The 13,688-nt window shown below is 72.8% G+C and carries 13 protein-coding genes; 9 read left to right on the top strand and 4 right to left on the bottom strand.

The window, feature by feature from the left end; genetic code table 11:
* Window position 1 precedes the first annotated feature (1 nt).
* Window positions 2-556: a DUF1203 domain-containing protein gene (locus ACIQVI_RS14160; protein ID WP_403595220.1), complete on the bottom strand. Its 555-nt coding sequence runs from the start codon at window positions 554-556 to the stop codon at window positions 2-4.
* A gap of 59 nt (window positions 557-615) precedes the next feature.
* On the opposite strand from ACIQVI_RS14160, the gene ACIQVI_RS14155 reads away from it, so the two are divergent.
* The 6 genes from ACIQVI_RS14155 (at window position 616) to ACIQVI_RS14130 (ending at window position 4,917) form a co-directional block, all read left to right on the top strand.
* The gene (locus ACIQVI_RS14155) at window positions 616-792 is read left to right on the top strand and encodes a hypothetical protein (protein ID WP_403595217.1); all 177 of its coding nucleotides are present in this window, start codon (window positions 616-618) and stop codon (window positions 790-792) included.
* Between the two features lie 33 nt (window positions 793-825).
* On the top strand, window positions 826-1,395 hold the full coding sequence (locus tag ACIQVI_RS14150) for a cysteine hydrolase (RefSeq protein ID WP_403595215.1): 570 nt from the start codon (window positions 826-828) through the stop codon (window positions 1,393-1,395).
* A 4-nt stretch (window positions 1,396-1,399) separates the two neighbouring features.
* Entirely contained in the window at window positions 1,400-2,314 is a 915-nt protein-coding gene (locus tag ACIQVI_RS14145; RefSeq protein WP_403595212.1) for an FAD-dependent oxidoreductase, read from the top strand.
* Window positions 2,315-2,569: 255 nt separating this feature from the next.
* Entirely contained in the window at window positions 2,570-3,139 is a 570-nt protein-coding gene (locus ACIQVI_RS14140; RefSeq protein ID WP_403595209.1) for a DUF4240 domain-containing protein, read from the top strand.
* 59 nt (window positions 3,140-3,198) lie between these two features.
* On the top strand, window positions 3,199-3,384 hold the full coding sequence (locus ACIQVI_RS14135) for a hypothetical protein (protein ID WP_403595206.1): 186 nt from the start codon (window positions 3,199-3,201) through the stop codon (window positions 3,382-3,384).
* A 216-nt stretch (window positions 3,385-3,600) separates the two neighbouring features.
* Complete coding sequence (locus tag ACIQVI_RS14130; RefSeq protein WP_351973168.1) at window positions 3,601-4,917, top strand: M28 family metallopeptidase; 1,317 nt, start codon at window positions 3,601-3,603, stop codon at window positions 4,915-4,917.
* A gap of 80 nt (window positions 4,918-4,997) precedes the next feature.
* On the opposite strand, the gene ACIQVI_RS14125 is transcribed toward ACIQVI_RS14130, so the two are convergent.
* Complete coding sequence (locus ACIQVI_RS14125) at window positions 4,998-6,233, bottom strand: outer membrane lipoprotein carrier protein LolA (RefSeq protein ID WP_403595203.1); 1,236 nt, start codon at window positions 6,231-6,233, stop codon at window positions 4,998-5,000.
* Window positions 6,234-6,544: 311 nt separating this feature from the next.
* Between ACIQVI_RS14125 and ACIQVI_RS14120 the strand changes: the two genes are divergently transcribed.
* On the top strand, window positions 6,545-8,662 hold the full coding sequence (locus ACIQVI_RS14120; protein WP_403595200.1) for an FUSC family protein: 2,118 nt from the start codon (window positions 6,545-6,547) through the stop codon (window positions 8,660-8,662).
* A gap of 22 nt (window positions 8,663-8,684) precedes the next feature.
* Here the strand turns inward: ACIQVI_RS14120 and ACIQVI_RS14115 are convergent, their stop codons facing one another.
* Window positions 8,685-8,885 carry a hypothetical protein gene (locus ACIQVI_RS14115; RefSeq protein WP_403595197.1) on the bottom strand — a complete coding sequence of 67 codons (201 nt, stop codon included), beginning with the start codon at window positions 8,883-8,885 and terminating at the stop codon, window positions 8,685-8,687.
* A gap of 80 nt (window positions 8,886-8,965) precedes the next feature.
* Entirely contained in the window at window positions 8,966-9,976 is a 1,011-nt protein-coding gene (locus ACIQVI_RS14110; protein ID WP_351973171.1) for a polyprenyl synthetase family protein, read from the bottom strand.
* A 196-nt stretch (window positions 9,977-10,172) separates the two neighbouring features.
* Between ACIQVI_RS14110 and ACIQVI_RS14105 the strand changes: the two genes are divergently transcribed.
* Together ACIQVI_RS14105 and ACIQVI_RS14100 are read left to right on the top strand one after the other, a co-directional pair.
* Complete coding sequence (locus ACIQVI_RS14105; protein WP_403595194.1) at window positions 10,173-11,678, top strand: peptide MFS transporter; 1,506 nt, start codon at window positions 10,173-10,175, stop codon at window positions 11,676-11,678.
* Between the two features lie 9 nt (window positions 11,679-11,687).
* Complete coding sequence (locus tag ACIQVI_RS14100) at window positions 11,688-13,688, top strand: CocE/NonD family hydrolase (protein ID WP_403595191.1); 2,001 nt, start codon at window positions 11,688-11,690, stop codon at window positions 13,686-13,688.

The raw sequence follows: 13,688 nt of genomic DNA, 5'->3' as shown, positions 1-13,688 counted from the left end.
GTCAGGGGCGGCGGACCTCGAAGTGGAAGCAGCCGTACTCGACGGCCCGGACGTGCACCAGGGCCACGGCGGGGTCCTCGAAGGCCTCCGCGAGGGCCCGGTCGAAGCCCTCCGCCGGGTCCTCCGGGATCTCCAGGAGCCGGCCGCCGGCGATCCGGCCCTCCGCGTCGTACCGGCGGAGGGTCCGCAGCGCCCCGGGCCGCGCGAAGGGGTACTCCCCCGAGGGCGCGGGCCCGCCGCACTCCCCGGCGTGCACGAAGACGGGCCCCTGCTCGTCGTACGCGCCCGGCTCCGCCCCCGTCTCCGCCGCCCAGCGCCGCAGCGGCGCGTACGAGACGAGCGCGATCCGCTCACCGGCCGCGGCGGAACGCAGACAGCAACGAAGCGGCTCCCCGCCCTCGGTGGCCACGTACGGCACACACCCCCGCCCGGCGTCGTCGACGACCCGCAACCGGGCGAGCGCGTCGGGCGCGATGGGCCGGGGGGCGTAGGAGGTCCTGGCGGGTCCAGGGGCAGGGGAAGCCCCGGGCGCGGGAGAGGTCTCAGTAGTACGCATGGCTCCAGCGTCGCGCCGTGGGCACCCCGCCCGCTGGCGGGATTCGGACGCGGCGGTCGATGGAGGCACTGGCGGGCGAGCTGCCGGGCGGTCATGGCCTCCGGATCGTCGACGACGGCATCCTCGGCAGGAACATGGAGGGAATCGAGGACGGCCAGGACCCCTCCATACCCGAGCGGTACGGCTGGCGCTTCCTGCGCGCCGCACAGGATGCTCTGCGCGAGAGCGTCGGCTGAGAACACGGGGCAACGGGGCAGGGGAGACAGCGGATGGACATCGGCAGCGCCGCACTTGTCGTGATCGACATGCAGAACGGCTTCGTGAACCACCACAGCCGCCACGCCGTGCCCGCGGTCTCCGACCTGGTGACCCAGTGGTCCGCCGCCGGTCGACCCGTGATCTTCACCCGGTATTTCAACTATCCGGACAGCCCCTACGAGCGCTTCTTCCAGTGGCGCCGACTCCAGGAAGCGCCCGAGACCGACATCGTCCCCGACCTCGCCGAGGCCGCCGCCCACGCGCACGCGATCGTCGACAAGACCGGGTACACGCTCCTCACCCCGGAGGCCGTCGAGCTGATCCGCCGGGCCGGCTGGACCGACCTCGTCTTCTGCGGGATCGCCACCGAGAGCTGCGTCCTGAAGTCCGCCGCCGACGCCTTCGAGCACGGCTACGCGCCCTGGATCGTCACCGACGCCTCCGCGAGCGACGCAGGTCCGGACGTCCACGACGCCGGCCTCGTCGTCGCCCGCCGCCTGATCGGAACCGGCCAACTCGTCACCAGCGACCACGTGATCGGCCGACTCACCGCATACGCCGGGGCCCCGGTGCTGGAATAGCCCCATGGCCGACACGCTGTACGACACCGACCTGATCATCGTCGGCGGCGGCCCTGCCGGCTGCGCCGCCGCCCGCATGGCCGCCAGCGTCGGCATGTGCTCGATCCTGATCGAGCCGGACCGCTTGTGCCGCAACCTCTACCGGATCCCGGCCCTGAACAACGTCCTCGGCGGCTACACCAGCGGCCCCGAGTTCGCCGACTCCATCGTCGCGGAGCTGAAGAGCACGGAGCTGTGCCGCCTCGAACTCGGTCGCCACGTCACCGAGCTTCGCGCCGACGACGACCGGGTGACCGTCACGGTGGACACCGGCAGCCGCCTCACCGCCCCGTACGCGATCGTCGCCACCGGCGTCGGCCCCCTCCAGCCCCGCGACGTCGCCTGGATCACCGCCCCCGAGGGCCTCACCCTGCCCCCGCTCTGGCAGGCCGAGGCGGACGACGCCGAAGGCCGCGCTCTCCTCGTCCTCGGCGGCGACCGCCCGATCGGCACCTTCCTGCGCGCCCACCCGACCACCGACACCCGCCTGCTCGTGGCGTACCCGGCGACCGACGCGTACAAGATCGAGGAGATCCGTGAGGACTCTCGCGTCACTCTTCTCCCCGTCGAGCACATGACGTTGAGCTGTGGGGAAGGTGCCCAGGTGTCGGCGGAAGCGGTGGGCCAGGACGGTGCCCGGCGGACGGTCACGGCGGACGCCGCCTACCTCAGCATCGGCAACGCGCCCACCGCCCCGCCCGGAGACCTCACCCGAGGCGCGGACGGCTACTGCCCGCCCACCGACCAGCACCCGCGTGTCATCGTGGCCGGCGACCTCCGCTCCGCCCGCTTCCAGCGGATCATGACCGCCCTGGGCTCCGGAAGCGAGGCCGCACTGCACGCCTACTACGCGGCCAGGGAGCTGCGCGCCGAGAGCTGAGGCATACGGGGCGGCGACGGTGCTCGGACTCGACGAGGCTCTGCTTGCGTGGACCCTCCATGGCCAACGCCCTTCAGGTGTAAGAAGCGTGTGGTTGCGGTTGGTGCGGTAGGTCTCACCACCGCCTTCACTTTCACCGAAGCGGACGTCCGGCTTCACGCCACTGGCGGTCGGGGCGGGGTGAGAGCCGTACTCGGCCGAACGGAGGGGCATCTCTCACAGGCGGTGTCATACCGAGATGGAAGAGTGCCGGTCATGGATATCGACCGGTTCTGGCAGATCATCGAAACCGCTCGTTCTTCCGCGGCCACCAGCGGCAAGCCCCTCGACGAGGTGCTGGTGGGCCTCCTCGCCGACCGCCCGCTCCAGGAGATCCTGGAGTACGCGGCGCGGTTCGACGAGGTGCACGACGGTCTGTACCGGTGGGATGTCTGGGCCGCCGCTTATCTCATGGGCGGGGGTTGCTCCGACGACAGTTTCATCGACTTCCGGGCCGGAGTGATCGCCCTGGGCCGCGCATGGTACGAGCGCACCGCCGCCGAGCCGGACAGTCTTGCCGAGCATCCTGTCGTGGTGGAGACGATATCGGCTCACCGCGACGAGGCCCTGTTCTACGAGGACATGAACTACGCGGCCAGTAATGCCTTCAAACGCCTTACCGGAGACTCGAATGCCTTCTACCAAGCCTGGGCCGAGTACAAGCCGGCTGATGAACACGTCTACGGAGAAGCCGACATGGGCGAGGACTTCGACTTCGACGACGCCGCGGAGATGCACCGACGACTTCCCCGCCTCGCAAGGCTGTGTCTCGGGCCGAACGCCTAGGGCGTCCAGGGCGTCTAGGGCGTCTCACTGATCATCGATCGCCGGTCCGGTCGTGAGGGATGGGGGAGATCCCTGGTGCGGTGTGGACGGCGATCGCCCGCCGCCGTCGCCTGTGGGCCGAGATCGTGACCGATGGCGGGGCCACCGCCGGGCGCTCGATGGCGTCCGTGTCCAACTTCCGCACGGGCCTGGCCCAGCGGGACCTGCCCGAGTGGCCCGGGCCGCCCCACCCCCTCGTCCGCTGAGCGAACGCCCCTGACCGGTTTCCGCTCTTGACGTGAACACATCCCGTCACTGAACATTCAGCACGCACAACAGAACGCACGTGCAACAGAACGCGCGTGCGGCGGACAACTGAACACCGCACGCGCACACGTACAGCTCCAACGCCTCGCGGCCCCCCGAGCCCGAGGCGTCTCGCACGTTCCGTCCCATCCCCGTTCGGAATCCGGAGCCCCCACATGAACATCTCCGTGCCCAGACGCGTCACCGCGGTCGCCGCCCTCGCGGCGCTCGCGCTCGGTGGCCTCACCGGGACCAGCGCCACCGCCCGGCCCGCCGAGGCCGCCGGTGTCGCCGCCGCGCCCGACATCTCGCTCGCCGCCGTCAAGCAGCACTTGACGGACCTCCAGTCCATCGCCACCGCCAACGGCGGCAACCGGGCCCACGGCCGTACCGGCTACAAGGCGTCCATCGACTTCGTGAAGGCGAAGCTGGACGCCGCCGGATACACCACCAGCCTCCAGACGTTCACCACCAGCGGCGCCACCGGCTACAACCTGATAGCCGACTGGCCGGGCGGCGACCCCAACCAGGTCCTGATGGCCGGCTCGCACCTCGACTCGGTGTCCTCGGGCCCCGGCATCAACGACAACGGCTCCGGGTCCGCCGCGATCCTGGAGACCGCCCTCGCCGTGTCCCGCGCGGGCTACCAGCCCTCCAAGCACCTGCGGTTCGCCTGGTGGGGCGCCGAGGAGCTGGGCCTCGTCGGCTCGAAGTACTACGTCAACAACCTTCCGACGACCGAGCGTTCGAAGATCAAGGGCTACCTGAACTTCGACATGATCGGCTCGCCGAACCCGGGCTACTTCGTCTACGACGACGACCCGACGATCGAGCAGACCTTCAAGAGCTACTTCGCCGGCCTCGGCGTCCCGACCGAGATCGAGACCGAGGGCGACGGCCGCTCCGACCACGCCCCGTTCAAGAGCGCGGGCGTCCCGGTCGGCGGTCTCTTCACCGGCGCGAGCCGCGTGAAGACCAGCGCGCAGGTCACCAAGTGGGGCGGTACGGCGACGGCGTTCGACCGCTGCTACCACTCCTCCTGCGACACCACGTCGAACATCAACGACACCGCCCTGGACCGCAACAGCGACGCCGTCGCGCACGCGATCTGGACGCTGTCCGCCGGTTCCACCAACCCGCCGACCGGCAAGGTCTTCGAGAACACCGCCGACGTGTCCATCCCGGACAACGGCGCCGCGGTCACCTCGACGGTCAACGTCACCGGCGTCACCGGCAACGCCCCCAGCAACCTGGCCGTCGGCGTGGACATCGTCCACACCTACAAGGGCGACCTGATCGTCGACCTCGTCGCCCCCGACGGCTCGGTCTACAACCTGCACAACCGCACCGGCGGCAGCGCCGACAACATCGTCCAGACCTACACCGTCAACGCCTCCTCCGAGGTCGCCAACGGCGCCTGGAAGCTCCGCGTCCAGGACAAGGCCGCGGCCGACACCGGCTACATCAACGCCTTCAAGCTGACCTTCCCGTAAGGCCGGCGCACCCGTGAAACGCCCGGGCGGGTCGGTGACCATCGCCCCCGACCCGCCCGGGGTCCCAACCGGTTCCGCCGCTACTTGCCGGCGTTCGCCGCGTCCACCAGCGCGTCCTTCGTCACCGCGCCGACGTAGACCTTGCCGTCGTCGGTGAGGAGCGCGTTCACCAGCTTCGTCTTGAAGAGGGTGCCCGAGCCGAACTTCCCGGTGACCTCGTCGCCGAAGGAGTCCAGGAGTCCCTGGAACTCCTTCGGCGCGTCCTCCGTCTTGGGCGCCGGGGCGCCGGTGTCGAGCTTCGCGATGGTCGTCCAGCCCTCGCCGATGACGTTCAGGCCCTTGCCGAAGTCCTCGAAGCCCTTCTCGAAGTCCTTCCCGAACTCCTTCTCGAAGTTCTCCGGGAGCTTCTCCGGCTTGCCCGCCTCCTCCGCCGCGCCCTCCGTCACCTTCGCGCCCTTCGGCGCCTCGAAGGCGAAGACCGACGCGTCCGGACGGGCGAAGTCCACCTTCGTGAAGCCCGCGTCCACGACCGGCTTGCCGCCCTCGACCGAGGAGAGGGTGAACTTCAGCGGGGTGCCGTTCGCCGCGTCCACCGCGATCTTCACCGACGCGACCGTGGAGCCGGCCTGCTTCGGCTTGATCACCAGCTGGTACGCGTCCCGGCCCGCCACCTTCGCCGTGCCGTCGACCGTGATCGACGTGGTGTCGCCCGCCGCCTTCAGGACCTCGTCCGCGAGCTCCTTGGGCGTCGCGGGCAGTTCCTTCTTCCCGGACTCCTCCGGCGCGTGGCCCTCCGAGGCGCCCTTCTCGTGGAAGACCTCGTTCGACTTGCTGTCGTAGGCCCAGACGTCGTCGCCGTTGTGGATCAGGCTGTACTCGTCGGAGCCGTCCAGCAGGGTGAGCTTCTGGCGCTCGGGGCCGTCCGCCGCCAGGCGCAGCGTGTGGGTGCCCGAGGCGAGTTCGGTGAGCTTCTGCGCGGGGTCCGCCGTGGAGGAGGAGGCGCCGCCGCCCAGGCCCCCGAGGCCGGACGCCAGGCCGCCGAGGGCCGGCAGGCCCAGGTCGGTGGAGACCTTGAAGGTGCCGGAGAGGGTCTGCGTCTCCGAGCCCGCGATCTTCTCGATGAGCTGCTGGGCCGTGATCTCCGGCAGGTCCGGGTCGCCGGCCGCCGCGAGCGCCGGGACCAGACCGATGGTCGCCGCGGCCACGCCGGCCACCGCGACGGGGACGACGTACCGGCTCGCCCTGCGACGGGTCTCGCCACGAGCCTCGCCGCGGACCTCGCTGGGGGTCTCGCTGGGGACTTCGTTCGCTGCCATGGTCTCCGCTACCTCCGTGCGCCCTGGAGAGGCCCCGAACGGCCTCACGTGGTCGATGTACTCCATCTGACCAAACCCCGGGGCGAGATGCGTCAGCCCCCGGGATCAACCTCGCCTACCCCTCCGGGATGACCCGACCCCGAGACCGGTACGGATCCGCACGATCGGAACGCCCGGTTCCGCGAAGGCGGTACGTGCTGTTCCGCGAAGACTGTACGCCCGGTTCCGCAGCGGCGGTACGTCCTGTTCCGCGAAGGCGGGACGCGCGGTCCCGGGCGAGACTGGAGGGAGGCGGGTCGAGAGGAGCCGTCATGGCCGAGGGGCTCTCCGCGGTGGCGCGCACCGGACGCCACGCCGCGCACGTCACGGCCGCGACGGCCGCCGGGTTCTACCCCGCGCTCTACCTCCTGGACCGGCCGGTGGCCGGGGTCTACGCCCTGTTCACCCCCATCGCGTTCGGCATCCTCTCCCCCCTGCCCGGAGCGGGCCGGGAGCGCGCCGCGACCGTGCTGCGGGCGGTGCCGGCCGCGGCCGTGCTCGTCGTCCTCGGGACCGTCCTCGCGGTGGGGACCTGGCCGGCCGTCGCGGGGATGCTGGCGGTCGGGTTCGCGCTCGCCTTCGGGGCGGTCTGCGGGCCCCGGATCGCGGGCGCCGCCCCGGGACTCCAGCTCTTCTACATCCTGGCCTGCTTCCCGCCGTACGAACCGGGGACGCTGCCGCAGCGGTTGGCCGGGCTCGCCGTCGGCGGGGCCCTCCTGGCCCTGGCCGAGGCGGTGCTGTTCCCCGACGCGCCGGAGCCCCCGTACCGGGTGCGGCTGGCCGGCGCCCTGGACCTGGCGGCCCGGGCCGCCGCCGGGGTCGTGCGCGGGGAAGGGCCGGACCCGGAGGCGGCGGGGCGGCTCGGGACGGCCGGGCGGGAGCTGCGCCTGTCGCGGCTGCCCGCCGGGGTCCGGCCGACGGGCGCGGGCCGGACCGACCGGGCCCTGGCCCAGGCGGGGGCCGCGACCCGGCGGCTCCTCGACCAGCTGGCCCTGCTTGCCGCGCACGTCCCGGCGCCCGGGGACACGGTCTCGGCGGACCTGCTGCGGGGGATCGCGGCGAGCTGTACGGAGACGGCCGCGGCGCTACGACGGGGACGGCGGGGGCGCCGGGGCCGGGTCCTCGCCGGGCCGCAGCTCCTCGAAGAGATGGTCGCGGACTTCCTGAAGGCGCGCGGCGGGGACTCCGACGGGCGGGAGCCGGTCCCGCGCGCCGTCCTGGTCCGGCGGTCGACGGTCCTGACGGCGGCGGTGTCGGCGGTGACCGTCCGCACGGCCGCCTCCCTCGCGCTCGGCGGCCGGGAGCGGCTCCACGGGCTGCCCCGCGAGCAGTTCTGGTACGCGGCGGAGGGCACGGCCCGGCTGGTGGCCGTCCGGATCGGGGGCAATCTGACCCGGCGCTCCGTCGTCTTCCAGAACGCCCTGCGCACCGCGCTCGGCCTGGCGCTCGCCCGGCTGGTGGCCGGTTCGCTCGATCTGACGCACGGCTTCTGGGTGCTGCTCGCCGTCCTGACCCTGGGGCGCACCACGGCGGGCGCCACCTGGTCCGCCGTGCGGGCGGCGGCCGCCGGGACGCTGGCGGGGGCGTTCGCGGCCGGGCTCCTGATCGTGGGGGCCGGGGGCGCGTCCGGGGTGTACGCGGCACTGCTCGTGCCGATGATGCTGGTGGCCTTCACGCTGGGCCCGCTCGGCGGCCCCGCCCGGGGCCAGGGGCTCTTCACCCTGGTCGTGGCCACGGCCTTCGCCCAGATCGCGCCCGTGACCTGGCGGCTCGCGGAGGCCCGGCTGGTCGACGTGCTCACGGGCAGCGCGATCGGCCTGCTGTGCGGCCTGCTCGCCTGGCCCGCGGGGGCCCGCGCCGAGATCCGGTACGCCATGTCCGGCCTGCTGCGGGCCGCCGCGCCGCTGGTGCGGGCCGCGGCGACGGCGGTGACGGACGGAGGCGGCGCGCCCGCGGACGGCCCCTCCCCCGGCGTACGGCTCGCCCTGCACCGGCTCCGGATCGCCGAGGCGGCCTACGCGCAGTACCGGACGGAGCCCGCCGCGGACGCCTCCCCGGCCGCCCACGACTGGCTCGCGGTGCTCGACCACGGGTCGCGCACGCTGGTCGGCGCCTACTGGCTGCCCCGTACGGACGGGATGCCGGGGCTTCCGCCGGACGCCCGGCGCTGGGCGCGGGAGACGGCCGAGGAGGTGGTGACGGCGACCGTACGGGCGGCGGGATTCCCCCCGGACGGCGTACGGGTCCGCCCCGCGCCCCTGCCGCCGGAGGTGGCGGCCCGGGTCCCGGTCCCCCTGCTGGCCCCGCTCACGGACGTGGAGGTCTGGCTCCACGCCCTCGCCCACGACCTGGAGACGGGCTCGGGCGCGCGGCCGGAGGACGGGCCCTAGCGGGCCGCCTCGAGCGGCGGCGCTACGAGCTGTGCAGGCTCCGCGTGGCGACGGGGGTGGTCGGGGCGGGCTCGGCGCGGGGCGCGGACGGGGCGTCCGACGCCGTCGCGGAGGGCGTGGCGCCCGTGCTCTCGACCGTCCCCGGGCCGCCGTCGCCCGTCGAGACCGCGCCGCCCACCGCCAGAGCCGCCGTCGCCGCGACGATCCAGTACTTCGCCCTCATTGTTTTCCCCTCCCGGTCGTGCACATGATCAACACGACCATAACGCGGTTTCCGGGGGGTGGTGTGCCGCCGGACAGGCCCTAGCCCGCCCGGTGCACCACCGCGTCGCACAGCTCCGCGAGCGCCGACTTGGCGTAGCCGTCGGGGAGCGGGGCCAGCATCGCGCGGGCCTCCTCCGCGTAGCGGACGGTGTCCCGGCGGGCCTGTTCCAGGGCCGGGTGGGCGCGCAGCCGGCGCAGGACCTCGGCGTGCCGGGCGTCGTCGGTGAGGTCGCCGTCGACGAGGGCGACGAGTTCGACGTCCTCGGGGCGTCCGTGCGCGGCGGCCGCGGCCCGCAGGTGCAGGACGGGCAGGGTCGGGATGCCCTCGCGCAGGTCGGTGCCGGGGGTCTTGCCGGACTCGTGGGAGTCGGAGGCGATGTCGAGGACGTCGTCGGCGAGCTGGAAGGCGACGCCGAGCCGCTCGCCGTACTGGGTGAGGGTGCCGACCACGTCCTCGTCGGCGCCGGCCATCATCGCGCCGAAGCGGCAGGCGACGGCGACGAGGGAGCCGGTCTTGCCGCCGAGGACGTCGAGGTAGTGGTCGACGGGGTCGCGGCCGTCGGTGGGTCCGGCGGTCTCCAGGATCTGGCCGGTCACCAGGCGCTCGAACGCCTCGGACTGGATGCGGACGGCCTCCGGGCCGAGGTCCGCGAGCGTGTGGGAGGCGCGGGCGAAGAGGAAGTCGCCGGTGAGGACGGCGATCGAGTTGCCCCAGCGGGTGTTGGCGCTGGGGACGCCGCGCCGGACGTCGGCCTCGTCCATGACGTCGTCGTGGTAGAGCGTGGCCAGGTGGGTCAGCTCGACGACCACGGCGGCGGGCACGATGCCGGGCGCGTAGGGGTCGCCGAACTGGGCGGCGAGCATCACGAGCAGCGGGCGGAAGCGCTTCCCGCCGGCCAGGACGAGGTGCTGCGCGGCCTCCGTGATGAAGGGGACGTCGCTCTTGGTGGCGTCCAGGAGGCCCGCCTCCACGGCCGCCAGACCGGTCTGGACATCGGCCTCAAGAGCCTGGTCCCGCACGCTGAGGCCGAACGGCCCGACGACGGTCACGAGGGGGTCTCCTGTCTGCTGACGCCTGCTGTCGCTACACGGTCGGCAGCGATCACACGGGACGATCACACGGATTGTCGATGTGTCGCTGGATTCACTCAAGCCAGCGTATCCGGTCACCTTTCGATCACCGTGGGCGCCTTCCCGTCACCCCCGGTATGTTCGGGATCAGCCGATACCCACAGGAGTAGGCGTTTTGTCCCGAACGAACATCGACACCGATCCGGGCGACGGGCGGCCCCCGCCCGAGGACGACCGCGCCTTCCTCGGGCATCCGAAGGGCCTGCTGACCCTCTCGGGCCTGGAGGTCTGGGAGCGGTTCTCGTTCCTCGGGATGCAGGCGATCCTCGTCCTCTACTTCGCCGCCGCCGTCTCCGACGGCGGACTCGGCATGTCCCCCGGCACCGCCGCCTCGGTCTCCGCCGCCTACGGAACCCTGGTCTACCTGGTCTCGGTGGCCGGCGGCTGGCTCGCGGACCGCGTCCTCGGCTCATACCGGGCGGTCCTCTGGGGCGGGATCCTGATCGCCTGCGGGCACTACGCCATGGCGGTCCCCACGGCCGCCATGACCTGGGTGGGGCTCGGTCTGATCAGCGCCGGGACCGGCCTGCTCAAGCCGAACGTGGCGACTATGGTCGGCAAGCTCTACCGCACGGACGACGACCGCCGCGACGCCGGTTTCGCGCTCTACTACATGGCGATCAACATCGGCGCCTTCGCCGGCCCGCTGATCACCGGCTGGCTCGCCGACCACCAGGGCTACCACTGGGGCTTCTCGGCCGCCGCGATCGGCATGACCTTCGGCCTGGTCCAGTACGTGGCGGGCCGCCGTCACCTGGCCGGGCGCAAGCACGCCGCCGAGTTCGCGCTCGCCCCGGACGCCCTGCGCCGGGCGGTCCGGCTCATGGTCGCGGGCGCGGTCCTCACGGCCGCCGCCGCCACGGTCCTGGCCCTGGCCGGATGGCTGACCATGGGCCGGTTCGTGGACGTGCTGACCCTGGTCTCGGTGGTCGCGCCGGTCGTCTACTTCTGGGTGATGTTCACCAGCCCCCGGGTCACGCCCGAGGAGCGCGGCCGCCTCAGGCCGTACGTCGTGCTGTTCCTGGCGTCGGTGGTGTTCAACTTCATCCTCTTCCAGGCGTACTCGACGATGATGCTGCTCGCCTCCACCAACGCCCGCACCACCATCCTCGGCTTCGACTTCCCGGCGAGCTGGTACGCCTCCGCCCTCGGCGCCTTCGAGGTGGCCCTGGCGCCCGTGGTGGCCGCCGTCTGGTCCCGGATGGGCCACCGCCAGCCGCACGCCTCCAACAAGATCGCCTTCGGGGTGGTCCTCGGCGGCCTGTCCTTCCTCCTGATGGTCCTGCCGACCTCCGGGCACGCCGACGACTCCTACCGGATGGCCGCGTGGTGGATCGTCGGCTCGTACCTGCTGCTCGGCCTCGGCGACGTGCTCCTGGAGACCTCCGGGATGTCCGCCACCAGCAAGCTCGCCCCGAAGGCCTTCTCCAGCCAGACGATGTCGCTCTGGTTCCTCTCCCTGGCGCTGGCCAACGGCATCCAGGCCCAGACCGTGAAGCTCTACGACGACGTCTCCAAGCCCGTGTACTTCGGCGTGAACGGCGCGGTGGCCGTCGCCGCCGGCCTCGTCGTGATCGCCCTGGCGCCCTGGCTGCGCCGCACCATGCACCCCGTCCACTGAGGTGACCCGATGCCGAAGATCCGCACCGACTTCCCGTACGAGGCCCGCCGCGAGGACGTCCGCGTCCCGATGCCGGACGGCACCCCGCTCTACGCGCGCGTGTGGCGGCCGGTCACCGAGGAGCCCGTGCCGGCGCTCCTGGAGTACCTGCCGTACCGCCTGAGCGACTGGACCGCGCCCCGCGACCACCAGCGCCACCCCTGGTACGCGGGCCACGGCTACGCCTCCGTACGGGTGGACGTGCGCGGCCACGGCAACAGCGGGGGGCTGCCGGGCGACGAGTACGACGCGACCGAGCTGGCCGACGGCGTGGCCGTGGTGAACTGGCTCGCCGAACAGCCCTGGTGCACGGGGAGGGTCGGCATGTTCGGCATCTCCTGGGGCGGCTTCAACTCCCTCCAGATCGCCGCCCTCGCCCCCGAGCCGCTGAAGGCGGTCGTCACCGTCTGCTCCACCGACGACCGCTACGACAACGACGTGCACTACATGGGCGGCTCGGTCCTCGGCGTCGACATGCACGCCTGGGGCGCGACCATGCTCGCCTTCGCCTCCCGGCCGCCGGACCCGGAGTACGCGGGCGAGGAGTGGCGCGCGATGTGGCTGCGGCGCCTGGAGGCCGTGGAGCCGCTCGTCGACACCTGGCTCTCCCACCAGACGAGGGACGCGTACTGGAAGCACGGCAGCGTCTGCGAGGACTACGGCGCGATCGGGGCCGCCGTCCTCGCCGTGGGCGGCTGGCACGACCCGTACCGCGACACCGTCCTGCGGCTCGTCCGGCACCTGCCGGCGGACCGGGTGCGCGGGATCGTCGGGCCCTGGTCGCACCAGTACCCGGACCGGGGGCTGCCGCCCGGGCCCGCGATCGGCTTCCTCCAGGAGACCCTGCGCTGGTGGGACCACCACCTCAAGGGGGCCGCGAACGGCGTCATGGACGAGCCGCTGCTGCGGTCCTGGATCAGCGACTCGCACCCGCCGGCCACCGTCTACGAGGAGCTGCCGGGCCGCTGGGTCACCGACCCCGCCTGGCCGTCCCCGAACGTCACCCCCGTCACGTACGGCTTCCAGGGCTCCCCGGTGGTCGTCGACTCGCCCCAGCAGACCGGGATCGACGCGGGCCGCTTCTTCCCCTTCGGCAACGACGCGGACCTGCCGCCCGACCAGCGCGAGGAGGACGCCCACTCGGCCTGCTTCGACTTCCCCGTGCCCGAGGACGGCGGCCCCGTCGAGATCCTGGGCCGCCCGTCCGTGAGCCTGTCGCTGCGCGCGGCCGCCCCCACCGGGCAGGTGATCGCCCGGCTCTGCGACATCGCCCCGGACGGCTCCTCCACCCTCGTCACCCGGGGCGCCCTGAACTTCTCCGCCCGCCACGGCCGCGACCGGGCCGAACCGGCCCTGATCGGGGAGACGGAGGCCTTCACCTTCGAGCTGAACGGCATCGGGCACGCCTTCGCGCCCGGCCACCGGGTGCGGCTCGCGGTCTCCTCCACGTACTGGCCGTGGATCTGGCCCCGGCCCGACGCGGCGGGCTTCACCCTCGACCCGGCGGGCTCCTCCCTCACCCTGCCGGTCCGCCGCCGCACCGAGGACACGGTCGTGTGGGAGGAGCCGGAGCAGGCCGCGCCGCTGGGCGTGGTCCATCCGGAGGCCGGGGAGGAGCGGCGCCCGGAGCGGGTGGTGGTCCGGGACGTGGCCAAGGGCGAGTGGCGCCTGGAGGTGGACCCGAAGTACGGCGGCACGCGCGTGTACCCGGACGGCCTGGAGTTCACCGAGGACGCCCTGGAGACCTACACGATCGAGGAGAGCGGCCCGCTGACCGCCCGCACCCGCTCGGACTGGACGATCCGGCTGCGCCGGCCCGACCGGGGCTGGGACGTCGGCGTGGACACCCGCTCGGAGATCACCTGCGACGCGGAGGCCTTCCACACCTGGAACGAGGTGGTGTGCAAGGAGGGCGACGAGGTCGTCTTCCGGCGCACCTGGGAAAAGCGGATCCCCCGCACGGCGGGCTGA

Origin of the sequence: Streptomyces sp. NPDC098101 (assembly GCF_044760185.1) — a bacterium.
In the GTDB taxonomy this organism is placed as follows: Bacteria; Actinomycetota; Actinomycetes; order Streptomycetales; family Streptomycetaceae; genus Streptomyces.
The sequence above is the reverse complement of the archived record's forward strand: the minus strand, read 5'-3'. Positions and strand labels throughout refer to the sequence as shown.

Bases quoted from the DNA above. Each gene is read 5' to 3' on its own strand.
- ACIQVI_RS14160 (WP_403595220.1), bottom strand. From the start codon at position 556: ATGCGTACTACTGAGACCTCTCCCGCGCCCGGGGCTTCCCCTGCCCCT.
- ACIQVI_RS14155 (WP_403595217.1), top strand. From the start codon at position 616: ATGGAGGCACTGGCGGGCGAGCTGCCGGGCGGTCATGGCCTCCGGATC.
- ACIQVI_RS14150 (WP_403595215.1), top strand. From the start codon at position 826: ATGGACATCGGCAGCGCCGCACTTGTCGTGATCGACATGCAGAACGGC.
- ACIQVI_RS14145 (WP_403595212.1), top strand. From the start codon at position 1,400: ATGGCCGACACGCTGTACGACACCGACCTGATCATCGTCGGCGGCGGC.
- ACIQVI_RS14140 (WP_403595209.1), top strand. From the start codon at position 2,570: ATGGATATCGACCGGTTCTGGCAGATCATCGAAACCGCTCGTTCTTCC.
- ACIQVI_RS14135 (WP_403595206.1), top strand. From the start codon at position 3,199: ATGGGGGAGATCCCTGGTGCGGTGTGGACGGCGATCGCCCGCCGCCGT.
- ACIQVI_RS14130 (WP_351973168.1), top strand. From the start codon at position 3,601: ATGAACATCTCCGTGCCCAGACGCGTCACCGCGGTCGCCGCCCTCGCG.
- ACIQVI_RS14125 (WP_403595203.1), bottom strand. From the start codon at position 6,233: ATGGCAGCGAACGAAGTCCCCAGCGAGACCCCCAGCGAGGTCCGCGGC.
- ACIQVI_RS14120 (WP_403595200.1), top strand. From the start codon at position 6,545: ATGGCCGAGGGGCTCTCCGCGGTGGCGCGCACCGGACGCCACGCCGCG.
- ACIQVI_RS14115 (WP_403595197.1), bottom strand. From the start codon at position 8,885: ATGAGGGCGAAGTACTGGATCGTCGCGGCGACGGCGGCTCTGGCGGTG.
- ACIQVI_RS14100 (WP_403595191.1), top strand. From the start codon at position 11,688: ATGCCGAAGATCCGCACCGACTTCCCGTACGAGGCCCGCCGCGAGGAC.